Origin of the sequence: Neptunicoccus cionae (assembly GCF_002860325.1) — a bacterium.
Classification (GTDB): domain Bacteria; phylum Pseudomonadota; class Alphaproteobacteria; order Rhodobacterales; family Rhodobacteraceae; genus Amylibacter; species Amylibacter lutimaris.
In genome coordinates this window covers 802,776-828,631 of record NZ_PKOJ01000001.1, presented here as the reverse complement: position 1 = coordinate 828,631, position 25,856 = coordinate 802,776, and the positions used below count along the sequence as shown (strand labels likewise).

Below are 25,856 nucleotides of genomic sequence, written 5' to 3'. Positions count from 1 at the left end.
CTTCAGTGTCCGGGGCCGACAGCTCGGCCCTTCTGAAATTCTGTTTACTCTCTTTAGTCACTGCCCGTCGGGATCGCAATCTCTAGCGGTTTCAGCCATCAGCGCCTTCAGGGTGCGCGGCAGCGCCAGTACTTCGGCCATATCGTTACGATAGGCAGCCACTATGTTTTCCTGCGCAAAGGAATCGCGGATCTCGACCCGTTTCAAAGGCAAACCGTCATAGCTGTGATCCGACAGGGGCGCAGTATAGCTTATCCCCACACCTTCCCCATTGGCAGCGAAAGAACGCATAACTTCAAGCGAGGCGACCCTGTGGGCCACGCGGGGCCGCACGCCTTCCTGTGCAAAAAGCGCAAGCATATGACGCACCGAAAGGCCTTCATCAAACAGGATCAGATCCCGCTTTGCGAGTTGTTTCAACGACACGGATTCCTGCGCCGCAAGCGGATCGTCCGCAGCCACAAAAGCGCCGGGGGCAACGGTGGAAAGCTTGTGGCGGGTGAACCGGGCATCAAGCCCGAGGTCATAGGTAATCGCAAGATCCAGCTGTCCTTCGGCCATACCTGCGGCCAGTGTTTCGAAATCCGCCACGAGTGGATGAAATTCGACATCCCTGAACTCTGCCCGCAAGCGTTTCAGGGCGGGAGCCAGCCAGACCGGTGCGAGATCGGAAAAGCACCCGATCCGCAGCTTTTGAGGTGGTTTGCTAAAATCCGCTCGGGGGTTTTCAAGCTGCGCTGCGCGGGTGAGTAACGCTTCTGCCTCTGCCAGAAAACCTTTCGCAAAACCGGTGGGACGGATCGGAGCACCCTTGCGCCGGATGAACAACGCCCTGCCAAGGTGCGTCTCGACCGTGGATACCGCAACGGACAGGGCAGGCTGGGAAATATTCAGCATCTGGGCCGCCGCGCTCATGCTGCCGGCTTTTGAGACGGCAACCACATATTCATACTGTCTAAGCGTGAGGTATAACATTGGCCTATATGTAAATTAGGTAATTATGATTTGAAACTATGCCATGAAAAGGCCATCCCTGTCATCAAACAAGGAGACAAAAATGCCCCATCCCCTGATTACCCAAGACCATATCGACACCTACCAACGGGACGGCGTGGTCCTGATCAAAGGACTGTTTGCCGATCACGTTGAAACCCTGCGCGACGGGGTTGAGGTGAACATGAAAGAGCCCGGACCTTATGCTGCCGAAAACCTGAAAGACGGGGACACCGGCCGGTTTTTTGACGATTACTGCAACTGGACGCGAATCCCCCAATTTGAAGAGGTGATCCGCAATTCCTCTGCGGCAGCGGTGGCGGCGGATTTGATGCAATCGGATTCTGTGCAGGTCTTCCACGACCACGTTCTGGTGAAAGAGCCCGGTACTTCCAAGCCGACACCCTGGCATCAGGATGCACCCTATTATTTTGTCGAAGGCCAGCAAACCATCAGCTTCTGGTCGCCGCTTGATCCCGTAACCGATGCTTCGCTGCGGTGTGTTGCCGGAAGCCATCTATGGGAAAAGCAGGTTCTGCCGACACGTTGGCTGAACGAAGATAACTTCTACCCCGACAGTGATGCTTACATGCCCGTCCCTGATCCGGATGCTGAAGGAATGAAGATCACCGAATGGGCAATGGAACCGGGTGATGCGGTGGCATTCAACTACGGCATCCTGCACGGGGCGCGGGCCAATGTGTCCGACCGGCGCCGCCGCGCGTTTTCCCTGCGGCTGGTGGGCGATGATGCGCGTTATGTGGAGCGCCCTGGGCCGACTTCTCCGCCATTTCCGGGGCATGACATGACAGCGGGACAAAAATTGCGGGAAGACTGGTTTCCGGTCATCTACCAGCGCTGAACGGGGAAACCTGTATTTCCGAAAAACCTATCCTATTGATAGATTTAGGATTTCCGAATTATCACCCTGCAAATATGAAGCGTCATACAAGACGCTTCATATATGAAGCTTCAAGATTAACCATTTGTTAGGAAATTAACCCGCTTCAGCCCCGTTCGGCCGCAGCGCGGGTCAAACGGTCATTGATCGCCAGACCCAGACCCTTCAGCGGCACCGGAGCCACCGCGATGCTACGCCCGTTTTGTCGCGCCAGCCCGTCCGCCTGACGCAACATATCAAACAGATTGGCCGCCGCTTCTGCCAGATCACCCGCTTCGGACAGATTCAGATCAGCCCCTGCCCCGTTGCCAAAACCGATGAGCACCTCATCCGCCCGATGCTCTGTTGCGTTGATCCGGACCTTCGCATCCGGCGCATAGTGGGATGCCAACTGGCCGGGAGACTTCGGCGTATCAGGGTCTTCGGGACGGGCCACGGTCTGGCCCAGTACCGCCTCGATATCCTCTAAAGTCACGCCGCCCGCCCGCAACAGCGCGACCTCCTCGCCCACATAAAGGATGGTGGACTCCAGCCCCACATCACAGTCGCCGCCCTCTAGCACTCCGTCGATTTTTCCTTCCAGACCGTCGAGCACATGAGACATCCGCGTCGGGCTGATCCCGCCGGACGGGTTCGCCGAAGGGGCTGCCACCGGTCCGCCAAAGGCGGCCAGCAGCGCCCGCGCCCCTTCATGGGCAGGCACACGGATTGCCACGGTATCAAGTCCAGCAGTCACCAGAGACGACAATCCCGCCCCTTCGCGCACGGGGACAACAAGGCTGAGCGGACCGGGCCAGAAGGCCTCTGCCAGTTTGCGCGCAAGAGGGGAGAATACGCCAAACCGCTCTGCCGCGGCGAGATCGGGAAGGTGGATAATCAGCGGATTGAAGGACGGCCGTCCTTTTGCTGCATAGACCCCTGCAACGGCAGTTCCGTTACAGGCATCCGCGCCAAGGCCGTAGACGGTCTCTGTTGCAAAGGCCAGCAACCCGCCGCGCCGCAGGATACCGGCGGCCTGTTCAACTTGGTGGCTCTCGAAACGCTCTGTCTGCATACCTGTTCTCATCCTGCTCCGGCCTTTGAAAGGCCCCACAATGACGTTGTGTTCCAGTTGTCGTGACGCAAAGGGCAGTTTAGGTTGCCCCGAAACCGCCGTTACCGTGCGTTTACCCGAATGACTTCGTAATGCCAGCCTGCGCCGCAAAGGACAAGACCATATGCCCTACACCGCCCCGACAGACGAACACCTCCACCTCTTGCGCAATGTGCTCGGGTATGACCGCATCAGCAGCACCGAGAAGTTCGAGGATGCCGGCGACGACATGATTGCGGCGATTCTGTCCGAGGCTGGCAAAATGGCGCAGGATGTGCTTGCGCCACTGCAACGGCCCGGCGATCTGGAACCGGCCCATCTGGAAAACGGCGTGGTGCGCACCGCGCCCGGTTTCCACGATGGCTACAAGGCGATTGCCGAGGGCGGCTGGGTCGGTGCGGCGGCAGATCCCGAACACGGCGGCATGGGCTTGCCGCTGACGATCACCACACTGGTCGGTGAAATGATGGCCTCTGCCTGTCTGTCGCTGTCGCTGAACCCGCTGATGACCCAAGGCCAGATCGAAGCGCTGGAGGCGCATGGCTCTGATGCGATCAAGGCGCTTTACCTGCCCAAACTGATTTCCGGTGAGTGGACCGGCACGATGAACCTGACCGAACCGCAGGCCGGTTCGGATGTGGGGGCGTTACGCTCCAAGGCGGTGGATAACGGCGATGGCACCTTCGCCATCAGCGGCCAGAAGATTTACATCAGCTGGGGCGATCACGATTTCGGCGGCAATGTCTGCCACCTTGTACTGGCCCGCCTGCCCGACGGCGTTCCCGGCACCAAAGGAATTTCCCTGTTCATCGTTCCTAAATTCATCCCCGATGCAGACGGCAATCTGGGCGAGGCCAACAGCCTGCGGGTTGTGTCATTGGAGCACAAGCTCGGGCTGCACGGCTCCCCTACCGCTGTGATGGAATTTGATGGCGCTACCGGCTGGATGGTCGGACCGCCCCACGGTGGTATGGCCGCGATGTTCACAATGATGAACAACGCGCGTCTGGGGGTCGGGACCGAAGGGCTCGGCGTAGCAGAAGCGGCCTATCAGAAGGCTCTGGAATTCGCGCTGGAACGCAAACAGGGCAAGACCCCTGTGGACGGCGGCACAGGCACCATTGCGGATCATGCAGATGTGCGCCGGATGCTGCTGACCATGAAGGCGCAAACAGCTGTGGCCCGTGCGATCATCCTTGATACCGCCATAAGCACTGATCTGTTCAACGCCACACAAGACGCGAGCTTCAAGGCCCGCGCTGCCTTCCTGACCCCAATTGCCAAAGCCTTTGGCACGGATACGGGATCAGAGGTTGCGGACCTTGGCATTCAGGTGCACGGCGGCATGGGCTTTGTCGAGGAAACCGGCGCGGCACAATTTTCCCGCGATGTCCGTGTGACCCGCATCTACGAAGGCACCAACGGCATTCAGGCAATGGATCTGGTGGGCCGCAAGCTGATGGACGGGGGTGACGCTGCATTTGCCATGTTAGACGAAATCGCAGCAACTGCGAAAGGGAACGAGGCGCTCGCCAAAGCAGAGACCACCCTGCGCGAAACCACCAAGGCGCTGCTTGCATCAGATATAAACGCACGCTTTGCGGGGGCAACGTCCTTCCTGCGGGCCTTTGCCATTACCCTAGGCGGCCACTACCTGACACGGGGAGCGGACACGGAAAACCGCCGTGCGCTTAACGCCTTCTACACCGCCCATTTCCTGCCACAGGTCGACGCGCTCTGCGCGGCAGCCACCGCGGGTGATGCACTGCTTTACGCTTTAGACACAGACGCATTGGCGGGTTAATCTTTTGAAAAATATCCACTTTCCCTTTGAAACCCCGCCCGCTGAAGGCGAAGCGATAGACATTGCGCCCGGCATCAAATGGCTGCGCCTGCCGCTGCCGATGAAACTGGATCACGTCAATGTCTACGCGCTGGACGATGGTGACGGCTGGTGCATTGTCGACACCGGCTTTTATTCCAAACGGATGGTGTCCACATGGGAAAAAATCGTGTCGGAGACGCTTGGCGACAAACCGGTTACCCGCGTCTTGATAACGCACCACCATCCCGATCACGTAGGCATGGCGGGCTGGCTGCAAACCCATCATCAGGCCGAACTGATCTCTACCCGCACCAGCTGGCTGTTCGCACGGATGCTCTTGCTGGATGCGCAGGACACGCCGCCCCCTGAAACCATAGCATTTTACGAAAGCGCGGATATGGAACCGCGCCTGCTTGAAGAGCGCCGGACCCAGAAACCGTTCAACTATGCGGACATCGTTCACCCGATGCCGCTCGGCTTCCGGCGCATTCAGGAAGGCGACACGCTGACGATTGGCACGCGCACCTTTGATGTGCGGGTTGGTAACGGCCACGCACCGGAGCACGCAACTCTCTGGTCCCGCGACGACAATATCGTCATTGCCGGCGACCAGATCCTGCCGGGTATTTCCCCCAACCTTGGCGTCTATGCCACAGAGCCGGAAGCTGATCCGGTGCAGGGCTGGCTGGAGGCTTGTGAAAGATTCGCTGAAATTGCCAGCGAGGATCATTTCGTGCTCCCCGGCCACAAGCTGCCGTTTACCGGTCTGCCCGCACGTATGCGCCAGTTGATTGACAACCACCATCACGCGCTTGAACGGCTCGTCAAGCACCTTGAAACCCCCGCCACTGCGTCCCAATGTTTCCTTCCCTTGTTCAAACGCAAGATCGGTGATGGCGAATACGGGCTGGCGCTGGTTGAATCTATTGCCCATTTGAACCATCTTCATCAGCAAGGCAAAATTACCCGCACCCGCAATACCGCCGGCGCATGGGTTTATCAGGCTGCCTGAGGGGGGCATATGGACAATAAGATCAAAACCACCGCAGAGGCGCTGGAAAGCTCCGCCCTGTGGGAGCTTTATTCCGCACAAGTGGATCGGGACGGGCAGACCAAAACCGAAAATCAGGTCGTTTCCAGCGGTGAAGGCGGGCAGAAGTCCCGCCCCAAATCCGAAGCCGAATGGGCCTATGAGCGCATCGTCATGTATATCCAGAAATTCGAGGAAACGCTCGATTCAGATCAGGAAGTTGGCATGGGCTTTGTCGGTGGCGATGTAGGCACATTGCGCATTCAGGGCATGGGATTCTTCGCCCCTGACCTGATCACCTTTTACGGAGCAGCACCGAACGGGTCCAAAACCCAACTGGTTCAGCACGTCAGCCAGTTGAATGTCATGCTTGTGGCCGCCCCGAAAGAGGACGAACAGGCCGAACCGCAACGGATCGGCTTCCGTCTGGCGGCAAAACTGAACGAAAAATGGGACGAACCCGTTCTCTGAGCGTAAACGCGGCAAACTGACAATTGCATTGTCAGGAATTTTCGGTCAAAACCTCTGCCAACCACGGGATTAGAAAGGGCACCATCATGGCCAACCACGAACATGGTAAAATGAACATCGAAGCGCAGGAAGCAGCCTTTGAAGGCTTTATTCGCTGGAGCATCCGCGTGTCGGTTTTTTCCATCGGCGTTCTGATTTTCCTCGCGCTTTTTAATTCCTAATTTCAAGGGGCGCCGGAAAAGCCGGACCGCCAAACAGGTTTAATGAACTTTTTCCGCGTCCTCCTTCTCGTTTTACTGTCGATCACTGTTTCCGCTTGTGGCGGGAAATCCGTTTGGGCGCCTGACGCCGAAGTGGAAAAACGCCGCTATGTCAGCCCGGATGATCCCTATCTGATGCTGAAGACCATGATCAACAACCGCACCGGTTCTGGCGGTCATGCGGCATTGGTTATTAATGCCAGCGAAACAGTGATGTATGATCCGGCGGGCCGCTGGTCCCATCCGCTGGGGCCGGAACGCAATGACGTTGTTTACGGCATGTTCCCCGAACTGGAAGAGAATTACGACAACTGGCACGCCCGCGTGACGCATCATGTTGTGAACCAGAAAATCTATGTCAGCCGCGCAGTGGCCGAGAAAGCCTTTACTCTGGCCAAAGCTGCCGGTCCCTCTCTTGATGCGCAATGTACGCTGAATGTCTCGGGACTGCTGATGCAGCTTGAAGGATTCGAAGCAATCCGGCGCACCTATTTCCCAGCCAAGCTGATGCGCAATTTTGCAGAATTGCCCGGTGTGACAACCACGAAAGTCTATGAGACTGACGAAGGCCGCAACTAAAGCCTAGCAAGGACGAGGCGCTTATTACAGCGCCTGACGGCTCAAATGGCACCTGGCCGGCGTTATCACTCCGGATACACGACACTCTGCCGCGATAGCAGATTTATGCAGCCTTCTTGGCCTTGTCGGCCTTTGCTGTGCGCACAAAGAAAACCCCTCCGGACTTGGGTCCGCAGGGGTTTTCTTTTTTCAGTTCGCTACGTGCTTCAGGAACCCGGCGCAATCGGCAGACAGGTCTGGTTGCGGGCCCGCAATCTTGCACAAGCAAGATTGGCTTCGGCCTGATTCAACCCGACAAAACGGGCGCGGTACTTCTTGTAGCCATTGACCGTCGCGTAGTCGATCCGCCGTTCGGACCCGTCAAGCGACTGCAATTCCCGCAGGGCGGTTTGCAAAAGGGCCTTTTCAGCCTGATGGCGGGAAGAGAAGGCCCCGACCTGCACACCCCAATAATGGTTTCCGGCCGTTGAGACACGGCTGACAACCCGCAAGGGTTGCTCGGCCTGCGCTGCCGCTGCAATAGAGGTAAGCTTGCCGCTGCTGGCTTTCACAACGCCATTGGCCTGTGCCTCTCGGTTTGCTGCCTTGACGGCTGCTTCGATCGCTTCCAGCTGTGCTTCGGCCACCAGTGTTGTGGTGGTTGTCGTGGGCGCTGTGCGCAGCTTGGGCCGCGGGCTGGTTGTTACCGCACCGGAGTTTGCCACACGGATACGTTTGGCTTGGACACCCAGATCCACTTTTGGCGGTTTACGCACTGCAACGCGTTCTTTGGAGCGTTTGAACCCCATATCAAGCAGCTCAGCCACGCGGGCATTGCGCCAGGCTGTCGTGCGCCCGCCAAACACAGTGGCGATCACCCGTTTGTTGCCCCGCTCGGCAGAGGCCACAAGGTTGAAACCCGCTGCATTTGTGAAACCGGTTTTGATTCCGTCGGCCCCCTTGTAGGCGCTCAGGAACTTGCGGTTCGTATTGGGGACGTTACGGATGCCTGCGTGGGTCGATTGACGGGAGAAGAGATTGTAATACTGGGGGAAATCATAAAACAGCCGCCGCCCCAACAGGGTCATGTCACGTGCCGTGGACAGGTGGCCCGACTCTGTCAGACCATGGGCGTTTTTGAAGGTAGAGTTCTTCATACCGATGGCTTTGGCGGTATGGTTCATCATTTTTGCAAATTCCGCTTCGGATCCGGCAACGGCCTCTCCAAGGGCCGTAGCGGCGTCATTCGCTGATTTTACCGCAGCCGCGCGGATCAGATAACGCAGGGCAATCTTTTGTCCTGCCCGCAGACCCAGTTTGCTTGGCGGTTCGCTGGCGGCATGGCGGGAAATCGTGATCTCCTTGTCCAGACTGATCACACCCCGCTCCACCGCGTCGAACACAATATAAAGGGTCATCATTTTGGTGAGCGATGCAGGATGCAATCTTGCATCTGCATTACGCGAGTGCAGAACCTCTCCGGTTCTGGCATCCACAACCATTGCTGCATAAGGCGCAGCCTGCGCCACGTTTGCACCAAAGGTCACAACGATAAGAAAATAGAGGGCACATAGCGCCCGTACTGCTACTGCGATTCGCATCGGTTCTCCGACGTCCTGTATTGCTGCCTGCCTCGTCGCCATTTTCGGCGTGTTGATTGAATTTAGGCTAGCACAAAGCCATTCGTGTGAGAAACCTTTTCTTTTTCCGTAGTTTAGCGGTGTCTGCAACGCAACAGTCTACAACATGGCGGGAAGAGAGGGAGTTCAACCACTAGGTGTAGTGGCATGTCGAAACACCATTGGCATTATTTGCAAATACCCGCACCAACCGCACTTGGAACGCGTCCGAACCGTGGCGGAATCACCCTTCCGGATTCGGCTCTTTTTTCTTTGGCCCGAAACGCTATATAGTGGGGAGCAATGCAAACAACCCAGACCAATCTCATGACTTCAAGACTGACAATACGCGCGCAGAACGACGGGTCTGATTCGGATATCGGAGATCAGGACGGCGATACCGCACTGGCCACCAAACCCAAATCCAAAACCGCGCGTCCACCGATGTACAAAGTGATGCTGCTGAACGATGACTACACCCCGATGGAGTTCGTCGTACATGTGTTGGAACGGTTCTTCGGAATCGGCCATGCAGGGGCGATCGAACTTATGCTGACGGTCCACAAGAAGGGGCTGGCAGTGGTCGGCGTGTTCAGCCACGAGATTGCAGAAACCAAAGTGATGCAGGTGATGGAATGTGCACGCCAGCACGAACACCCGCTGCAATGCACAATGGAAAAAGAATAGCTGTCAAAGACTGGCGCTTGACGCCGCGTTTACCGCGCAGACCTGCGCGCTTTGGAAAAGGAACAGGCGCACCGCGCCGGATCACATGAGCACCGTCAACCGCCTTATGCTGCCCTTCGATGAAGGGACAATCGCCCTGCCCGAATCCGGACAGATTATCGTTCTTCGCGCAAAGACAGAAGGTTACGGGGATTTTCCCAAAGACCGGCTGTCCTGCGTTCAAGGGTTCTACCCCACCTTTCAGTTCCTTCAGACCTCTGGCTATCAGACAACCACCGAAATTCCTGACACCGCCGCAATGGCCATCGTCCACCTGACCAAAGCCAAGGACGAGAACCGTGCTTTGTTGGCGCGGGCCTATGACGCGCTGGAGGAAGGCGGCACGCTGGTTGTGGACGGGGCCAAGACCGAAGGCGTCGAGAGCCTGATGAAAGCCGCCAAGAAACTGCATACGGTAGAAGGGCAACTGTCCAAAGCCCACGGCAAAGTGTTCTGGCTGACAAAAACCACACAAGACAATCCTTTCTCTGACTGGGCCTCCGCACTCAGCCCTTCCCCGAACAAGGACGGTTACATGACCGCCGCTGGCGTGTTTTCTGCGGAAGGCATCGATCAGGGCTCGGCAGAACTTGCCCCTGTCATCGCAGGTAAACTGAAAGGCCGTGTTGCGGATCTTGGGGCTGGCTGGGGCTGGCTGGCGCAGCAGGCTCTTGAAAGCAATCCGGCGATTGAAAGTCTGGACCTGATAGAGGCGGAGCATCTGGCGTTGCACTGCGCAGAACTCAACCTCAACGATCCCCGCGCGCGGTTTGTCTGGGGCGATGCACGGGAAGTAACCGCAAAGCGCAGCTATGACGCTGTGATCAGCAACCCGCCCTTTCATACTGGGCGCAAGGCAGAACCTGCCCTGGGCCGCGCTTTCATCGCTGCAGCCCGTGACATGCTGAAACCTGCGGGGCATCTCTACCTCGTGGCGAACCGGCAACTGGCTTACGAGGCTACCCTGAACGAGTGTTTCGGCCGCGTAGACGTTGTGAACCAGTCGAGCCGGTATAAAATCATTCACGCCCGAAAACCCAAGTAACCTACCGGCTCTTTTGCTAGACTGGCAAAGGTCGAATCAAGAAAAGGTGTCCGAAACATGAGTTTTTCGCTTGAGGGAAAGACCGCGATCATCACCGGAGCAGCCAACGGGATCGGACTGGAAATAGCACGGCACTTTTCCGATCACGGGGCAAACGTCATGCTGGTGGATATGGACGAGGAAAAGCTTGCCAGCGAAGCGGAATCTATTGTCGGGGACGGGGCGAATGTGCGCAGTTTTTCGGGCGATTTACGTGAAAAGCTGACCGTCGCCAACCTGCTGTCCGCAACGATCGACGCGTTTGACAGCATCGACATCCTTGTGAACGCCAGCCGTCAGGTCCTGCCCTCCAATCCGCTGGATGAAAGCGAAGACCATTTCGAGGAATTGTTCCAACAAAACGTGCTGGCCAATCTTCGGGTGACACAAGCGGTGGCAAAACGGATGATTGCACAAGCCAAGGACAAACCCGAAGCCAATTCCATCGGTGCTGTGGTCAACCTCAGCTCTATCGCGGCGGATCGCACCCATGCGGGGCTTCTGGGGTATTCGGTGGCCTGTGCCGCGCTCAACCAGATGACCCGATCGCTGGCAGTGTCCTTTGCCGACCAGCGCATTCGTGTGAACGCTATCGCCATCGGCTCGGTCATGAGCGCGAGCCTGCAAGCGCGCCTGAAACAAGACCCGGAAATGCGCAGTGCGACCCTTGCAACAACGCCTCTGGGCCGGATAGCCGAAGCCCGTGAAGTGGCAGAGACCGCGCAGTTCCTGTCTACGGATGCATCAGGCTTCATTACCGGCCAGATTGTAACCATCGACGGGGGCCGTTCCCTGATCGACCCTTTAGAAACCGCTGCGCATTAGGCAAAAAATCCCACAGGTTTACCGCTTTGACAAAGCCAAGCTTCAATTAAATTCATCCAGGATTGAATTAAATTTGATCTGCATGGGCGCGTTCGCCGTACCCCTTACAGAGCCGCAAACATCTGCGGCTCCTAAAATGGAGGTTTACGCATGAAACGCAATCTTATCTCAATGGCATTCGGGGCAACTCTTTTGTCCGGCGCAGCTTTTGCAGAAGCCCACGGCGGCCTGATGGTGGCCGGCTCAGATCAGGACGTGTCCGGTGGGACAGTCACGGCAGAAAAGATCGTCGCCGGCGCGAATGGCTGGCTCGTGGTGCATCGCACCGATGACAGTGGCAAACCCGGTCCGGTTGTGGGTCATGCCCCGCTGAAGGAAGGCGAAAACATGGACGTTAGCGCCATTCTGACAGAGCCGGTGAACAGCGGCGACAAGCTGATGCTTATGTTGCACGCTGAAGATGGCGGCATGAAGACCGGCGTTTTCGAATACACGCTCGGCGCCAAGGAAGACGGTCCGGTAAAAGTGGACGACAAACTGGTTATGTCTGTCGTTTCCGCCAAATAACACTAACCCCCTGGCACCTGCGGCGGTCTTCGGGCTGCCGCAGGGCTATCTGCGGCCTGCGACGCGCTTTGCCGAAGGCCTGCTGCCCACCCGGCCTTCACGCACAGCTACATAGACACCCGAACCTGCAATCAGAATGATCCCCGCCCAAGTGGTGCCGGTCGGCCATTCCTGCCAGATAACAATCCCCCAGAAAACGGCCAGCAGCAGGGCGGAATATTCGAACGGCGCAACAATCGCTGCGTTAGTTCCACGATAGGCTTGCGCAATCAGATAGCCGGCACAGGCGCTGATGCCACCAAGGGCCAGCATGATCAGGCCATCCTTCAAATCCGGCCAGCGCCATGCCCTCAAGAAGAACTCCAGCGCGTCATTGTCACTGCCTGCAAACCGCCCGTCGCCGAGCCCGATTGCCAGCCCACCCGACACCATCAGAAATGTAAGCTGGATGTAAACCGACATGGTTGAAGCCCGCTCTGACATGCCTGTGTAACGGGTAAGCACCTGCAAACCGGCATAGGCCGCCGCCGCCAGAACCGGCAACAGCGCCACAACGGTAAATCCCGCACCTGTCGGCTTTACGACCAGCATAACGCCTGCAAGACCGACTGCCACCGCAAGCCAGCGCCGCAGGCCTACTGGTTCCCCCAAAAACAGCGCGGAAAGCCCGGTGATAAAGAGGGGGGCTACGAAGAAGATCGCCGAAGCATCGGCCAGCGGCATTGCTGCAATTCCCGCGAAAAAGGCCGAATTCGTGATCACAACACAAAAGCCCCGCACCACGTGAATCCACGGGCGTTTGGCCCGCAGCGCAGACCAGCCGCCGTCCAGTGGTACAATGAACAGAACTGTCAAAAGCAGGGCCACCATTGCACGCAGGAAAACGATCTGGTGCAACGGGTAGCCGCCGCTCAGAAATTTTATCGAAAGATCGTTCAGGGAAAAGAAAACCGCCGCGCCCAAGGCGCAAGAGATTCCGAACGCTACACTGCGCTGTGCACTTTCCATGGGCACGGTACTCCGGATTTTGGAAACACCCGACGAAAGTACGGGTTTGGGGCACGCTAAGGCGGTCACATCCGGAAGGCCAGAGCAAATCTCGACGATAAGTTGTATCTCCTGCCCCGCATCAAACAAAAAACCCGGCACAGGGCCGGGTTGATTGTTTTAACGATGTGACAGGACTTACGCGTCGTCTTCGTCGTCGTCCTCACCACCACCTTTGGGCAGGTTGAACAGACTGTCAGCATCCATAACCGGATCGTCTTTCTTTTCGTCCTCGTCCGAGCCGGACAGGGAGAAGGTTTCAAGACCCGACATATTGGACGGCAGACGCGGTTCGTCATCCATTTGCAAGGACTGCTCTGTGGACACCAGTTTCAGACGCTCTTCATCAGAGATGGCTGTACCGTCTTTCGCTGCTTTTGCAGCCGCCTTGGCAACAGCTTTGTCCAGTTCGAGCTGTTTACACAGACCAAGAGCCACCGGATCAATCGGAGCGATATTCGCGATGTTCCAGTGTGTCCGGTCACGCAAAGCCTGAATGGTCGGCTTGGTTGTGCCAACCAGTTTGGAGATCTGCCCGTCGGACAGTTCGGGGTGAAACTTCACCAGCCAGAGGATCGCAGCAGGACGGTCCTGACGCTTGGACAGCGGGGTATAGCGCGGACCACGGCGCTTTTCCTCACCGTCGGCGGCAGGGTTATGCTTTAGCTTCAGTTTGTGGCGGGGGTTGTTTTCCGCCATGTCAATCTCTGCCTGGGTCAACTGGTTGTTGGCAATCGGATCAAACCCTTTGATGCCCTGGGCCACTTCCCCGTCGGCAATGCCGTTCACCTCAAGTTCGTGCAGCCCGCAGAAATCCGCGATCTGTTTGAAGCTCAACGTTGTATTGTCCACCAGCCAGACAGCGGTGGCCTTAGCCATAATCGGAAGCGCCATATCTCTTTCCTCCAAATAAACCTCTCCCGCGCCGAGAAATCGGTTGCTCGGGTCGGGACCGTCGCGAATTGCCGTTTCAGGTGGGGAATTCCCAGCCTATATAGACAAGGATAGCACAAAGGAAAAGGCCAAATGATCCGTATTCTGTTGACCCTTCTTTCGATCACCGCATCAACCGCAGGTGTGAGTCGCGCCGAAGGCGAACGGCCCGGCGCTTTCGATTACTATGTCATGGCGCTGTCCTGGTCGCCAAACTGGTGTGAGCTGGAAGGGGATGCCCGCAATTCGCCACAATGTGCGCCACAAAGAAAACACGGCTGGGTGCTTCACGGGCTTTGGCCTCAAAAAGAGCGGGGCTGGCCCTCCTTCTGCCGCACAAATTCACGCGCTCCAAGCCGCGCGATGACAGGTGCCATGGCCGATATCATGGGGACCGGAGGTCTGGCATGGCACCAGTGGAAGAAACACGGCACCTGCTCGGGTCTGAGTGCGGAAGATTATTATGCTTTATCCAGAGTGGCTTATGGCCGTGTGAACCGTCCCGAAGTTCTGCGCAAACTGGACAAGACCATCGCCCTGCCCGCCCGCGTGATCGAAGATGCTTTTCTGGAATCCAACCCCGAACTGCAGGCCGATCAGATTACTGTGACCTGCAAAAGCAACCATATCCAAGAGGTGCGTATCTGCCTGACACGAGACTTGACCCCCCGCCGCTGCGGCGTGGATGTCTTGCGCGATTGCACCGCCACAAAGGCGGTTCTGAACCCGATCAGATAAGGCAGGTCAGTCACCAAATCATCAAACTACCCCCCAAATCCAGCCGCAAAGCTGCCCACATTCACCAATAATTTACCATGAATACGCTTTAACGCACTCATGCAGAAACGGTGATGACATGCTGGCATTTATATTGGCACACGTAGCAAACGCCCTGATGTTTGTAGCCCTGCTCGGTGCGTCGCTGGTCATCGGAAACGACGATACACCAAAGGCTCCGGCGTCTGTGAACGCACCCGAAGCACAGGACAGCAAGGCGCTGGTCCCGAGCGATCTGTCCGCCGACAGCCCGATCCGGCAGAATACCCCTGTGGCACCACTGTTGATCGAAGCGCAGGCCGTCCAGATACCGGCCGAAACCGCGCAGGGTCCAGCGGCGGAATCTCTGGCGGATGACGACGCCGTGTATGGCAGCAGCGGCGATGATATGCTGTGGGGCTCCAGCGATGCAGAAACGCTATCTGCCAAATCCGACAATGATATCCTGCTGCTTGGCGCGGAGGATCAAGTAGAAGATGCAGAACACTTTGCCCCTGCCCTGTCCAACCTTGAGACCATCGAGATTGCCGGCTTTGATCCGGCTGAAGACCAGCTTCAGATCGAATACGACGCCATAACAGATCCGCAAAGCGGCGCAGCACTTCCGGTGGAACTTTCGGTGAACCTTTCAAAAGACGGACAAAGTGCGGATATTGCGATTAACGACATGGTTGTCGCAAAACTCGCCGGTGTTCAGGGGATCACGCCCTCTCATATTCAACTGGTCGCCCGCTAGAACCGGCGCATCCACCGTTGGCATAAACACAAAAAGCCGGAGGCAATCCCTCCGGCTTTTGCATTTACAAGGTTTAATGGTCTCAGACCGTCAGGACGATCTTGCCGATATGGGTAGACCCTTCCATTCGCGCATGCGCGGCGGCAGCTTCGGCCAGCGGATAGGTGCTGTCCATTACCGGCGCGATTGTGCCGGCGGTCAGCATCGGCCAGATGTTCTCTTCCAACGCCCGAGCGATTTCCGCCTTTGCCCCGTCGCTCTGCGGACGCAGGGTAGACCCCGTGATCGTCAGGCGCTTCACCATCACTTGCGCGAAGTTCAACTCGCAAACCGGTGCTTCCAGAAACGCGATCTGGACCAGCCGCCCGTCAAGCGCCAGCGCCTTGATGTTGCGCGGAATATAGCTGCCGCCCACCATATCAAGGATCAGGTCGATGCCAGCGCCGTTAGTTACCTCTTTCATCACCTCGACGAAGTCTTCTTCCTTGTAGTTGATCGCCCGCTCCGCGCCGAGTTCCACGCATTTTGCGCATTTCTCGGCAGAACCGGCTGTGGCAAACACCCGCGCGCCTGCCTTAACGGCAAGCTGGATCGCGGTCGTGCCTATGCCGCTGGAACCGCCGTGGACCAGAAACACCTCGCCCGCTTTCAGGCCACCACGCATGAAGACGTTGGAATACACTGTGAAGTATGTCTCACACAGCGCCGCTGCCTGTACCATATCCAGCCCCGCAGGCACCGGCAGTGCGTGATCGGCAGGGGTGGTCACATATTCCGCATAACCGCCACCGGGCAGAAGGGCACAAACACTATCCCCCACGGCCCAGCGCGTCACACCTTCCCCCACGGCCGCCACCGTGCCGGAACACTCCAGCCCCGGCAGATCTGACGCTCCGGGAGGTGGCGCGTATTTGCCAGCCCGTTGCAACGCATCCGGACGGTTCACACCAGCAGCGGCCACCTGAATCAGGATTTCCCCGTGGCGCGGCGCAGGCACTTCGCGGGTTGCCGGTTTGAGAACTTCCGGCGCACCGGCCTGCGTGATTTCGACAACGTTCATCTGGGTCATAGGGGCATACTTTCATAGTTTGAATGGGCAAAATCCCAATAAAGTTCTCGGGCGCGCATTGCGACGGGAGAGGTCGCAAACTCCCGCGTATCCAGTCGTGTCACCGGCATCACCTTAGAGGCATTGCCGGTCAGGAAAATCTCGTCGGCCTCGCGGAAATCGTCAACGGTGAGGGAAACTTCCTGCACGTCATACCCGTCGTTACGCAGCAGCGCGATAACACGGCGCCGCGTAATGCCGTTCAGAAAGGTGCCGTTGTGACGCGGAGTCTGTACCACACCGTCGCGCAGCATGAACACGTTGGTCGATGCAGTCTCCGCAACATTGTCTTCCAGATCAAGCGAGAGGGCGTTTTTGAAGCCCCGCTTTCGGGCTTCTGTCAGGATACGGGCATTGTTGGGATAAAGACAGGCCGCCTTGGCCTCTGTCAAAGCGGTGTCCTGTCGGGGCCTCCTGAACGGGCTGACCGTGACCGGCAAATCACCGGGTTCGGACATCGGCAGGGTTTCAAGGCAAATGGCAAAAGCCGTGCTTTCAGGATCGGCATCCAGCAGCGCCGGAGAAGCCTCGCGGCTCCACATCATCGGGCGCAAATACAGGGCTTCTTCGGTATCCATCATGGCGATCCCGTCGCGGATCAACCCCGCGATCGTATCGCCGTCCACCGGCGCCTCCATGCCCATCGCTTCGGCTGATGTCACAACGCGGGCCGCGTGGTGGTCCAGATCCGGCGTCACGCCGTCAAAGAAACGTGCGCCATCGAACACCATTGTCCCCTGCCACGCACCGTGATCTGCTGCGCCAATCACCGGCGTGTGCCCTTCGTGCCAGTCTCCGTTAAAATAGGTCAGCTGTCGCTTGCCAAGTGCCATTGTTTTTCCTCTTTTTGGGAAAGTCTTTCATACTCCGGCAACGAAGTGCAATCAGATAGCAGATGCAAGGCCCATTTAACGCCCCGACGTTGCGGCGCCGGTCAGGACTTGGGTGCTACATATCCGGGCAGGTCGCTCTGAACCGCGGTATCCGGCGCCTTAACCAGATCGAGAAGACGACCCGGCCCAGCCATGAACGCCTTTGACAAGGGATTTTCCCGCAGCTTGGCTTTGGTTGTTTCAATCTTCATCACATCCGCGATGCGCCGGTCGATAAAGTCCGAGGTCGCGGCAGACTCCTCGCTGGTGTCACCAAGCCAGAACAGAACCGCACTGGAATAGACTGCCGAGAGCATTGCCCGTTTGCTGTACCAGTTCACATCCCGCGAGGAATCGCCAAGTGCGTCCCAGATCGCGCTGGAGGTTTCCCAGATCAGTCCGGCCCCTTCGGCAGCGTGATGGGGCAGCGCAAACAAGGCAGAGCCACGGCGCACCAGTTCGCGGTCGGCGGCATCCAGACGCGCGCGCAAGGCAAGGGCCACCCGCTCCGAGTAGCGCATAGCCGCAAGATCGGCCTCGTCCATAGCCGCAAGCATCTCACGGTCGCCCTGCCGGTGATAGGCCACCGCCAGATCGAGCCCCTTTCGCGGGCAGGCCTGTGCAGCCAGCCCAGCATCTACTCCGCTTTCCGCCACAGCGGCCGCAAAGGTAGCATCTGACCAGCCGTCAAAAACAACATGGGGAACAGCCGCTTCCAACAGTTTGGCGCGGGTTTCTGCAATATGGTCGGCTTCGGTTTTCTGTGTCTTGGTCATACTTTACAAATAGGCTGCCCGCCGTCGAAAGCAAAGTCCGGATCGCCAGCGCGACGTATTATCCCCGTATTTGAGCAATTTCTGCTAGAATGCCCCCAATAGGCAAAACAATTTTATTTCAGCGTTTAGGAATTTTCCAATGTCCCATTATCTAAGTTTCGAACTCGATACGCCACTATACACAACCGCCCCACCCGACCAGCCGATTTCAATACTGGTTGCCGCGCCGTCACCGGACGGCACGGATGCAGACGGCAGGCTGGTCGGGGGCGAAGGCGCGGACGTGTTCTCTTTCTTTCGGACCAAAAAGAGACGACTATGGATTTTGAGGATGATGTGGACACAATCGCAATCCTCTCAATCGGCTCAGGCGGAGGCCGCGCGGAAGTGCGCGCCTTTTTGAACGATTACGCCCATGTAGACGGGGACGACATTGTCATTGATCACCTCTCCACCATCAGGATCAAGAACTTCACAGACATAGAAGCACTCATCAACGACATAGATTGCTGCTCTCTTGCGTGACGGGGCATGGCAAACTGCTTCGCGCACTGGACAAATCAAGAATCCGCGTCTATAAGGCGCCTTCCTGCACTTCTGCAAACTCAAACCTAGAAAGGTGGTGACACCACATGCAGGTATCGGTACGCGACAACAACGTCGATCAGGCGCTCCGCGCTCTGAAGAAAAAACTGCAACGCGAAGGCGTTTTCCGTGAGATGAAGCTTCGGCAGCATTACGAAAAACCTTCCGTTAAGAAAGCCCGTGAAAAGGCCGAGGCAGTTCGCCGTGCACGCAAGCTGGCGCGCAAAAAGCTTCAGCGCGAAGGCATGCTCTAAGCACTACGCTTCAGACCGAAAAAAGTCATTAAACCCCCGGATCCGTTCGGGGGTTTTGCTTTTTTAGAGGGCACACAACGCTGCCCGGGTCCATTTTCTGCAAATATCCAAATTTCGACAGTTCAGCACAAACTGATGGCGGCAAGTGTCAGGCGCGCCCGCCCTCCATCGAAAGAACCCGCGGGTCAATTCCAATCCGTTTCATTGCTGCGGCCCATTTGCCTTCATGATCCGCGGAAAACACCAGCGACGCATCAGCATCGCAAATCAGCCAGCCGTTTTCTCGGATTTCACCTTCTAGCTGGCCCGGCCCCCAGCCAGCATAGCCCAGCGCCAGCAGGCAACTTTGCGGTCCGAAACCTTGGGAGATGTCTTCGAGAATATCCAAAGTCGCGGTCATGCCGAATTCTTCGTTCACAGTCAGGGTCGAGTCTTCCGATCCGTAATCCCGTGAATGCAGTACAAAGCCGCGCCCGTGTTCAACGGGACCGCCGTAATGTACGTCAATACCTTCAATCGGCCGGTCTGCCTTGATGTCAAGCTGGTCCAGAAGGTCGGCAAATTTCAGATCCGCAGCGGGTTTATTCACGATCAACCCCATCGCTCCGCTGTCGGAATGGGCGCAGATGTAGATAACGGAGCGGTCAAATCTGGGGTCGCCCATGGAAGGCATCGCCACCAGCAACCGTCCGTCCAGATGCCGTGCCTCGGATGAATATTCTGCCATTTCGACTATTTCTCCAGTGTTTCGCAGGCGCAGCCCCATTGCCGAACAGCGCGCCTCTGATCCGGCATGTGAATTGCCACACAAGAGACAATCCGCAGCCGGTGCTGTTCATTCTCTTAAGATGCGCCCGATTGTTCGGGGTTTCAAGACTGACCAGCAGAGATGTCACGAGCCTCTCGCTGATTTGTGACTTTCGCTTTGCAGTTTGCCCCCATATTCTTTGCACAACAAAACGGATACCGACCAACCCATGATACGAAGCTGTCTGACCGCCCTTGGCCTTGCACTGGGCCTGCCTGCCGCGCTTTCTGCGCAGGAGTATAATATTCAGGGCGTGGCCCGTCTGGATATCCTGCCCGGCTATGAAACATCGTCGGGACATATGATAGCTGCGCGTATCCAGCTTGCTCCGGGCTGGAAGACCTACTGGCGCGCACCGGGCAGCAACGGAATCCCGCCCGCCTTTGACTGGGGCGGCTCTGAAAACCTCAAGGATGTCGCCTTCCACTGGCCCGAACCATACGTCTTTATGAAAGATGGCGAGCGGACCATCGGCTATGAGCAGGAACTCGTGCTGCCCATCAGCATTACACCCCAACAGTCCGGCGCTCCGGTCTCTCTGAAAGGAGAGGTTCTGTTCGGGGTGTGCGAAGACGTCTGCATTCCCGTGAAGGCACGATTTTCAATGGACGTGGCTGGCAGCGATGCGGGCAGCACCAAGGTCATAAAGGCGGCCTTGCGCAAACAACCGGCCAGTGGCGCGTCCCGCGGGATTGCTCCGGTTTCTTGCGACATCACCCCGATTAAAGGCGGGTTTCGCATCAGCACCACGCTACGGGGCAACAAGCCTCTGCCTTCGGCCAGTTTTCCGGTGATAGAGTTTCCCGGCACCGATGTGTGGATCGAGCAGAAAGACAGCCGGATCGAGGGCAATACCCTCACTGCCAGCGCTAATCTCTTCGCTTATGGCAGTACACCTTTGATGATGCAGCGCAGCAGTGTCAAAGTCACACTATTGGGCGGACCCCGCGCAGTAGAATTGCGCGGGTGTCCCTCTTAAAAATTCCTCGCAAATGCGCCGCAATCAGGCCGCTTGCGGCAAAGGAGGCGGACCATAGGCGTTCGCCTCCTGATCGCCTTCCGTGATGTACCAGTAGAGCAAAACAAGCATCCCGATTCCGGTTAGGGCCAGCAGCAACCACCACCCCGTGCGGCCATGATCATGCAGACGACGCACCGCGACAAAAATGCTCGGCAGCAGGGTTGCAAGCGACCACAACGGGTTCAGCGCAACGATACCAAGTACGCTGTCGATGATGGTTGTAATGATGCTTATGATCAGGGTGAACAACGTCCACCACCAGAATTCAGAACGCAGAGCCCGCCCGTTCCAATCCACATATTTACTGAATACGGTTTTCACCGCCGTTGAAAAATCCATTGCACTGTCCCTTATCGGTTTTAATAGGTTCAACCTTAGGGGTATTGCAGGGCACCGCAAGAATTTTCAGTGTCAGGATTTCTTGCCGATTTTCGGTTCGGTCCCAGCCAGCAGACGGCTTATATTGGCACGGTGCCCCCAGAAGATCAGCGCGCCGAGCACGACAATAAGAACAATCCCTTGCCCGTATCCCAGCATCAGCGCCCAGACCGGAGTGACGAGCGCACTGGCCAGTGCACTGGCCGAAGAAATTCGCAGCAATACAGCCGCCGCCAGCCAGCTTGCACAGGCGGCAAGCCCCACAGGGAAGGACAATGCCAGCAGCAGGCCAAGGTATGTCGCCACGCCCTTGCCTCCCTTGAAGCCCAGCCAGACCGGAAACAGATGCCCCAGAAATGCGGCGAGTCCGGCCAGTTGTGCCGCCCCCTCGCCCGCCACAGCACGGGCGATCAGCACGGCAACCGCCCCTTTTCCCGCGTCAAATACCAGAGTCAGGAAAGCCGCTTTCTTGTTGCCAGTGCGCAGAACATTGGTCGCGCCGATATTGCCGGACCCGATGTCTCGCAGGTTGCCCAGCCCCATCACCCGCGCCATCACCATGCCGAAAGGCACAGAACCAAGCAGATAGCCACCGACAACCAGCAGCAGCGTTACAAAATCAAAGGTCAGTTCGGGCATCAGTGCCTCCTCAAAATGCGCCGGTACCCGCAATCAGTCGCGGTTGTATACCTTTGCGCCCCCCACAAAAGTCGCCAGAACGGCCCCCTGCATCCGGCGTTCATCATAGGGCGTATTCTTGCAGCGGGACAGCATTTTGAACCGGTCCATCACAAAGGGTTTGTCCGGATCGAACAATACCAGATCCGCAGGCGCACCTGCGGCAAGCCTTCCGCTGTCCAGCCCCATCACCTTGGCAGGGTTCAGCGACAACGCCCGCCACAGGGTCGGCAGGTCCATATGGCCGGCGTGAACCAGCGACATTGCGGCAGGAAGGATAGTTTCCAGCCCGACCGCCCCGCTGGCAGCTTCCTCGAACGGCAGGCGTTTGCTTTCTTCGTCCTGCGGCGTGTGCTGGGAACAGATCACGTCGATCAAACCTCTTGCAACGGCCTGCGCCATGGCAATGCGGTCATCTTCATGGCGTAAGGGCGGCTTCAACTTGAAAAAGGTGCGATAGCCGTCAATGTCCAGTTCGTTCAATGTCAGGTGGTGGATGGACACCCCCGCCGTGACCCGCAAACCGGCGGCTTTGGCCCGCTCCAGCACCGGCAGGGAAACGGCGGTTGAAAGCTGGTCAACGTGATAGCGCACGCCGGTCATTTCCACCAAGGCCATGTCCCGTTCCAACTGGATTCGTTCAGCCATCGGCGACACCGCGGGCAGGCCGAGCTTGCTGGCAAAAGGACCGGAGGTGGCGCAGGCCCCGTCCGACATCACCGGTTCCTGCGCATGGCCGATCACCAGAGCGCCCATCGCCTTGGCATAGCTTAGGCACCGGCCGAAAATCTTGTTGTTGCGGTTGACGGCATCACCGTCACTAAAGGCAACCGCCCCCGCATCCAGCAAAAAGCCGATTTCGGCCATTTCCTTGCCAGCACGGTCTTTGGTCAGCGCCGCCATAGGCAAGACGTTGACCTTGGACACATCCCGCGCACGGCGCAGGGCGAATTGCAGGGTTTCGGGGCTGTCCACGGCAGGTTCCGTATCAGAGCGCACGATCATCGTCGTGACCCCGCCCGCAGCAGCGGCCTCTCCGGCGGTGCGGAAGCTTTCCTTGTGCCGCTCCCCGGGTTCGCAAACCTTGACGCCAATATCAATGATACCGGGCGCAAGGCATTTGCCGTTGCAGTCAATAGTCTCATCCGCTTCTAGCAGCGCATCGCCATCCGGAATGATCCGGCTGATCCTACCGTCTTCGATCAGGACAGAGCCGCGAAATTCACTGGCGGTTTCAGGGTCGATCAGGCGGGCATTTGTTAACAGAGTGGTCATTACGTCACCTCACCACAGAAAGGGGGCGTGCAACCGCACGGCCCGCGCCCGACCTCCCCCAAGGGAGGGCGCGTATGCCACGTTCCGGCAGCAACAACCGGAGCGGTGAAATCTACGGCAGGTGCAGTCCCGATCGAAAGCGCGCCCACCCGAGGTCGGGCGCTGGCCTGTGTCGTCATGTCCATCACACCATCACCCCAACATTCCGCTTCGCCTCACGGCGGGCTCTTACCAGCAGTTCCATTGCGGCCATGCGCACCGCGACGCCCATTTCCACCTGCTCCTGAATGACCGAACGGTTCAGGTCGTCCGCAATCTCTCCGTCGATTTCAACGCCACGGTTCATCGGGCCGGGGTGCATTACAATGGCATCGTCCTTGGCGTGGCTCAGCTTCTCGGCAGTCAGCCCCCAGCGGTGGTAATATTCGCGGGTGGAGGGAATAAACGCGCCGTCCATCCGTTCCCGTTGCAGGCGTAGCATCATCACCACATCAACGCCTTCCAGACCCTCGGCCATGTCGTCAAACACCTCGACGCCGAACTGGTCAATGCCGCTTGGCAAAAGGGTTACAGGGGCGATCAGGCGAATGCGGCTTTCCATTTTGTTGAGCATGAAAATATTGCTGCGTGCCACGCGGCTGTGGGCAATATCACCGCAAATCGCCACGCTCAACCGGTGCAGGCGACCTTTGGCGCGGCGGATCGTCAGCGCATCCAGCAGCGCCTGTGTCGGGTGTTCGTGCCGCCCGTCACCTGCGTTCAGAACCGCACAATTGACCTTCTCGCTCAGCAGATCAACCGCGCCGGAATGGGGGTGGCGCACCACAAGCAGATCGGGGTTCATAGCATTCAGGGTCAGCGCCGTATCAATCAGCGTTTCGCCTTTTTTAATCGAACTGGCCCCCATCACCATATTCATTACATCCGCCCCGAGCCGCTTTCCGGCGATTTCAAAGCTGGATTGTGTGCGGGTGGAGTTTTCAAAGAACATGTTAATTTGCGTCATCCCCGCCAGCGTATCCACATGTTTGTGGGGCTGCCGGTTCAGTTCGACATATTGTTCCGCAAGATCGAGAATGGAAACGATGTCGTCGCGGGAAAGATGCTCTATCCCCAAAAGGTGCTGGGCGGTGAACGTCATGGCCGACCTCTTTGCTGACTTCGCCGCGTTATAGGCGGGTGGCAAATGCGAAACAAGGGATTTACGACTCCACTCCGGCTTTGATAGCTTGTGTCCTGACAACAGGATCCCCCATGACCGACTCCGCCAGCTATTTCGCCGACCTCCACGCCCTTGACTGGCAAATCGACCTTGGCGCCGACGAGGCGATTCAGGACACGCCCGTCAACCGCTATGAAACGGTAGTCACCCCGGCACGGGGCGCTGTGCCAAAGACCGGACCCAACAGTAATATCAAACCGGTAGACGTCATGCCGGTGATCCCGCAGATCAAGGAAACCGGCGCGGATATTGCCCGTATCATGGCGGGGCGCTGCAACAGCCTTGCGGACCTGCGGGATGCGCTGGCGGTGTTCGAACATTGCACGATCAAGAAAGGTGCGCGCAATCTGGTGCTGTCAGAGGGCCACCCGAACGCGCGGGTCATGATTATCGGCGAGGCGCCGAGCCGTGACGAGGACCGCTCCGGTGCGCCGTTCATCGGGGAATCGGGCAAGCTGCTGGACCGGATGTTTGCCGCCATCGGCCTGTCGCGCAAGGGCGAGGACCCGTCTGATGCGCTTTACCTGACCAACCTGCTGCCGTGGCGCGTGCCGCAAAACCGAGACCCGAACGCTGAAGAAATCGCCATGATGCTGCCCTTTCTGGAACGGCATATCGCGCTGGTTGATCCTGATATTATCGTGCCGCTGGGCAATATTCCCTGTAAGGCCCTGCTTGGGAAAACAGGCATCACCCGCCTGCGCGGCACTTGGGCCGAAGCGTTCGGCAAGCCGGTTTTGCCAATGTTCCACCCCGCCGCCCTGTTCCGTGATCCGCTGAAAAAGCGGGACTGCTGGGCCGATCTGCTGGATATAAAAGCAAGGCTGTCCCAATGAGAATACTCGCGTTTTCCGATCTTCACGCCAATCAGGAACACGCGGATGCACTGGTCGCGGCAAGTGCGTCGGCGGATCTGGTGATTGCCGCAGGTGATTTCTGCAACTTTCACAAGGGACTGGAACAGGCCGTTGCAATGCTGGAACCGATCCCTTGCCCGATCATCGCCGTACCGGGCAACCACGAAACCGCCGATGCGCTCTGTGCCGTGGCGCCGCCCCGCATGACCGTGCTGCACGGCCAGTCCCATGCCATTGGAACACTGGATATATTCGGAATCGGCTATGGCATCCCTCTCTCGCCGTTCACCGACTGGTCCGTTGATCTGACCGAAGCCCAAGCCTCCGAAATGCTGGAAAACTGTCATCAGGCAGACATCATCGTAAGCCACTCGCCCCCGATCAATCTGGGGGACCGGACCTCGCAAGGGCAGCATGTGGGATCAGCCGCCCTGCGCGAAGCCATCGAACGGTTGAAGCCGAAATTCTTTTTCTGTGGCCACATCCACGAAAGCTGGGGCACCGCCGGTACAATCGGTGATACGGAAGTTTACAACCTCGGGCCAAGCATCAACTGGTTTGACATCTGAACCGCCAC

The 25,856-nt window shown here is 57.8% G+C and carries 30 protein-coding genes; 17 read left to right on the top strand and 13 right to left on the bottom strand.

The genetic code is table 11. The annotated features are described in order from the left end of the window. Positions 1-57: 57 nt before the first annotated feature. Positions 58-975, bottom strand: coding sequence for a LysR family transcriptional regulator (locus C0U40_RS03960; protein ID WP_101654414.1), 918 nt, complete (start codon positions 973-975; stop codon positions 58-60). A gap of 82 nt (positions 976-1,057) precedes the next feature. On the opposite strand from C0U40_RS03960, the gene C0U40_RS03955 reads away from it, so the two are divergent. Then, positions 1,058-1,855 carry a phytanoyl-CoA dioxygenase family protein gene (locus tag C0U40_RS03955; RefSeq protein WP_101654413.1) on the top strand — a complete coding sequence of 266 codons (798 nt, stop codon included), beginning with the start codon at positions 1,058-1,060 and terminating at the stop codon, positions 1,853-1,855. Positions 1,856-2,000: 145 nt separating this feature from the next. Here the strand turns inward: C0U40_RS03955 and C0U40_RS03950 are convergent, their stop codons facing one another. Beyond that, entirely contained in the window at positions 2,001-2,960 is a 960-nt protein-coding gene (locus C0U40_RS03950; RefSeq protein ID WP_286134766.1) for an L-threonylcarbamoyladenylate synthase, read from the bottom strand. 151 nt (positions 2,961-3,111) lie between these two features. On the opposite strand from C0U40_RS03950, the gene C0U40_RS03945 reads away from it, so the two are divergent. The 5 genes from C0U40_RS03945 to C0U40_RS03925 all read left to right on the top strand — a co-directional run bounded on the left by C0U40_RS03945 (position 3,112) and on the right by C0U40_RS03925 (position 7,152). Then, entirely contained in the window at positions 3,112-4,791 is a 1,680-nt protein-coding gene (locus tag C0U40_RS03945; RefSeq protein ID WP_101654411.1) for an acyl-CoA dehydrogenase, read from the top strand. A 4-nt stretch (positions 4,792-4,795) separates the two neighbouring features. Continuing rightward, a complete protein-coding gene (locus tag C0U40_RS03940) occupies positions 4,796-5,824 on the top strand; it encodes an MBL fold metallo-hydrolase (RefSeq protein WP_101654410.1) in 1,029 nt (342 codons plus the stop codon). A 9-nt stretch (positions 5,825-5,833) separates the two neighbouring features. After that, positions 5,834-6,313, top strand: a complete 480-nt coding sequence (locus C0U40_RS03935; protein ID WP_101654409.1) for a DUF6173 family protein — start codon at positions 5,834-5,836, stop codon at positions 6,311-6,313. 86 nt (positions 6,314-6,399) lie between these two features. After that, positions 6,400-6,534, top strand: a complete 135-nt coding sequence (locus C0U40_RS03930; RefSeq protein WP_180957609.1) for an aa3-type cytochrome c oxidase subunit IV — start codon at positions 6,400-6,402, stop codon at positions 6,532-6,534. A 42-nt stretch (positions 6,535-6,576) separates the two neighbouring features. Beyond that, positions 6,577-7,152, top strand: coding sequence for a hypothetical protein (locus tag C0U40_RS03925; RefSeq protein WP_101654408.1), 576 nt, complete (start codon positions 6,577-6,579; stop codon positions 7,150-7,152). 206 nt (positions 7,153-7,358) lie between these two features. On the opposite strand, the gene C0U40_RS03920 is transcribed toward C0U40_RS03925, so the two are convergent. Continuing rightward, positions 7,359-8,732 (bottom strand): D-alanyl-D-alanine carboxypeptidase family protein, encoded by a 1,374-nt coding sequence (locus C0U40_RS03920; RefSeq protein ID WP_180957608.1) that lies wholly within the window; start codon positions 8,730-8,732, stop codon positions 7,359-7,361. 345 nt (positions 8,733-9,077) lie between these two features. Here C0U40_RS03920 and clpS point away from each other — a divergent pair, with 345 nt between their 5' ends. From clpS to C0U40_RS03900, 4 genes are all read left to right on the top strand, one after another. After that, the gene (clpS, locus tag C0U40_RS03915) at positions 9,078-9,437 is read left to right on the top strand and encodes an ATP-dependent Clp protease adapter ClpS (protein WP_101654814.1); all 360 of its coding nucleotides are present in this window, start codon (positions 9,078-9,080) and stop codon (positions 9,435-9,437) included. A gap of 85 nt (positions 9,438-9,522) precedes the next feature. Then, a complete protein-coding gene (locus tag C0U40_RS03910) occupies positions 9,523-10,521 on the top strand; it encodes a class I SAM-dependent methyltransferase (protein ID WP_101654406.1) in 999 nt (332 codons plus the stop codon). Between the two features lie 57 nt (positions 10,522-10,578). Further along, on the top strand, positions 10,579-11,385 hold the full coding sequence (locus C0U40_RS03905) for an SDR family NAD(P)-dependent oxidoreductase (RefSeq protein ID WP_101654405.1): 807 nt from the start codon (positions 10,579-10,581) through the stop codon (positions 11,383-11,385). A gap of 150 nt (positions 11,386-11,535) precedes the next feature. Beyond that, positions 11,536-11,952 (top strand): DUF7282 domain-containing protein, encoded by a 417-nt coding sequence (locus C0U40_RS03900; protein WP_180957607.1) that lies wholly within the window; start codon positions 11,536-11,538, stop codon positions 11,950-11,952. 45 nt (positions 11,953-11,997) lie between these two features. Here the strand turns inward: C0U40_RS03900 and C0U40_RS03895 are convergent, their stop codons facing one another. Then, entirely contained in the window at positions 11,998-12,960 is a 963-nt protein-coding gene (locus C0U40_RS03895) for a DMT family transporter (RefSeq protein ID WP_101654404.1), read from the bottom strand. 177 nt (positions 12,961-13,137) lie between these two features. Further along, positions 13,138-13,893: a DUF1013 domain-containing protein gene (locus C0U40_RS03890; protein ID WP_101654403.1), complete on the bottom strand. Its 756-nt coding sequence runs from the start codon at positions 13,891-13,893 to the stop codon at positions 13,138-13,140. A gap of 132 nt (positions 13,894-14,025) precedes the next feature. Here C0U40_RS03890 and C0U40_RS03885 point away from each other — a divergent pair, with 132 nt between their 5' ends. Both C0U40_RS03885 and C0U40_RS03880 read left to right on the top strand, forming a co-directional pair. Next, the gene (locus C0U40_RS03885; RefSeq protein WP_101654402.1) at positions 14,026-14,670 is read left to right on the top strand and encodes a ribonuclease T2 family protein; all 645 of its coding nucleotides are present in this window, start codon (positions 14,026-14,028) and stop codon (positions 14,668-14,670) included. 118 nt (positions 14,671-14,788) lie between these two features. After that, positions 14,789-15,445, top strand: a complete 657-nt coding sequence (locus C0U40_RS03880; protein WP_101654401.1) for a hypothetical protein — start codon at positions 14,789-14,791, stop codon at positions 15,443-15,445. Between the two features lie 82 nt (positions 15,446-15,527). On the opposite strand, the gene C0U40_RS03875 is transcribed toward C0U40_RS03880, so the two are convergent. The 3 genes from C0U40_RS03875 to C0U40_RS03865 all read right to left on the bottom strand — a co-directional run bounded on the left by C0U40_RS03875 (position 15,528) and on the right by C0U40_RS03865 (position 18,201). Next, entirely contained in the window at positions 15,528-16,514 is a 987-nt protein-coding gene (locus C0U40_RS03875; RefSeq protein WP_101654400.1) for an NAD(P)H-quinone oxidoreductase, read from the bottom strand. Beyond that, entirely contained in the window at positions 16,511-17,386 is an 876-nt protein-coding gene (locus C0U40_RS03870) for a branched-chain amino acid aminotransferase (protein ID WP_101654399.1), read from the bottom strand. The genes C0U40_RS03875 and C0U40_RS03870 overlap by 4 nt, the downstream gene beginning before the upstream one ends. A gap of 101 nt (positions 17,387-17,487) precedes the next feature. Continuing rightward, positions 17,488-18,201 (bottom strand): COQ9 family protein, encoded by a 714-nt coding sequence (locus C0U40_RS03865; RefSeq protein ID WP_101654398.1) that lies wholly within the window; start codon positions 18,199-18,201, stop codon positions 17,488-17,490. 318 nt (positions 18,202-18,519) lie between these two features. On the opposite strand from C0U40_RS03865, the gene C0U40_RS03860 reads away from it, so the two are divergent. Together C0U40_RS03860 and rpsU are read left to right on the top strand one after the other, a co-directional pair. After that, positions 18,520-18,726, top strand: a complete 207-nt coding sequence (locus C0U40_RS03860) for a hypothetical protein (RefSeq protein ID WP_101654397.1) — start codon at positions 18,520-18,522, stop codon at positions 18,724-18,726. 107 nt (positions 18,727-18,833) lie between these two features. Further along, entirely contained in the window at positions 18,834-19,040 is a 207-nt protein-coding gene (rpsU, locus tag C0U40_RS03855) for a 30S ribosomal protein S21 (protein WP_069298912.1), read from the top strand. Between the two features lie 148 nt (positions 19,041-19,188). Here the strand turns inward: rpsU and C0U40_RS03850 are convergent, their stop codons facing one another. After that, positions 19,189-19,767: a YqgE/AlgH family protein gene (locus tag C0U40_RS03850; RefSeq protein WP_101654812.1), complete on the bottom strand. Its 579-nt coding sequence runs from the start codon at positions 19,765-19,767 to the stop codon at positions 19,189-19,191. A gap of 250 nt (positions 19,768-20,017) precedes the next feature. Between C0U40_RS03850 and C0U40_RS03845 the strand changes: the two genes are divergently transcribed. Further along, positions 20,018-20,827: a protein-disulfide reductase DsbD domain-containing protein gene (locus tag C0U40_RS03845; RefSeq protein ID WP_101654396.1), complete on the top strand. Its 810-nt coding sequence runs from the start codon at positions 20,018-20,020 to the stop codon at positions 20,825-20,827. A 24-nt stretch (positions 20,828-20,851) separates the two neighbouring features. On the opposite strand, the gene C0U40_RS03840 is transcribed toward C0U40_RS03845, so the two are convergent. From C0U40_RS03840 to C0U40_RS03825, 4 genes are all read right to left on the bottom strand, one after another. Beyond that, complete coding sequence (locus tag C0U40_RS03840; protein ID WP_101654395.1) at positions 20,852-21,208, bottom strand: DUF805 domain-containing protein; 357 nt, start codon at positions 21,206-21,208, stop codon at positions 20,852-20,854. 72 nt (positions 21,209-21,280) lie between these two features. Continuing rightward, on the bottom strand, positions 21,281-21,886 hold the full coding sequence (gene plsY, locus C0U40_RS03835) for a glycerol-3-phosphate 1-O-acyltransferase PlsY (protein ID WP_101654394.1): 606 nt from the start codon (positions 21,884-21,886) through the stop codon (positions 21,281-21,283). Positions 21,887-21,919: 33 nt separating this feature from the next. Continuing rightward, the gene (gene pyrC / locus C0U40_RS03830; RefSeq protein ID WP_101654393.1) at positions 21,920-23,200 is read right to left on the bottom strand and encodes a dihydroorotase; all 1,281 of its coding nucleotides are present in this window, start codon (positions 23,198-23,200) and stop codon (positions 21,920-21,922) included. Positions 23,201-23,384: 184 nt separating this feature from the next. Further along, entirely contained in the window at positions 23,385-24,341 is a 957-nt protein-coding gene (locus C0U40_RS03825) for an aspartate carbamoyltransferase catalytic subunit (RefSeq protein ID WP_101654392.1), read from the bottom strand. A gap of 113 nt (positions 24,342-24,454) precedes the next feature. Here C0U40_RS03825 and C0U40_RS03820 point away from each other — a divergent pair, with 113 nt between their 5' ends. Beyond that, positions 24,455-25,258, top strand: coding sequence for a uracil-DNA glycosylase (locus C0U40_RS03820; protein ID WP_101654391.1), 804 nt, complete (start codon positions 24,455-24,457; stop codon positions 25,256-25,258). Further along, a complete protein-coding gene (locus tag C0U40_RS03815) occupies positions 25,255-25,848 on the top strand; it encodes a metallophosphoesterase family protein (protein ID WP_101654390.1) in 594 nt (197 codons plus the stop codon). The genes C0U40_RS03820 and C0U40_RS03815 overlap by 4 nt, the downstream gene beginning before the upstream one ends. Positions 25,849-25,856: the final 8 nt, after the last annotated feature.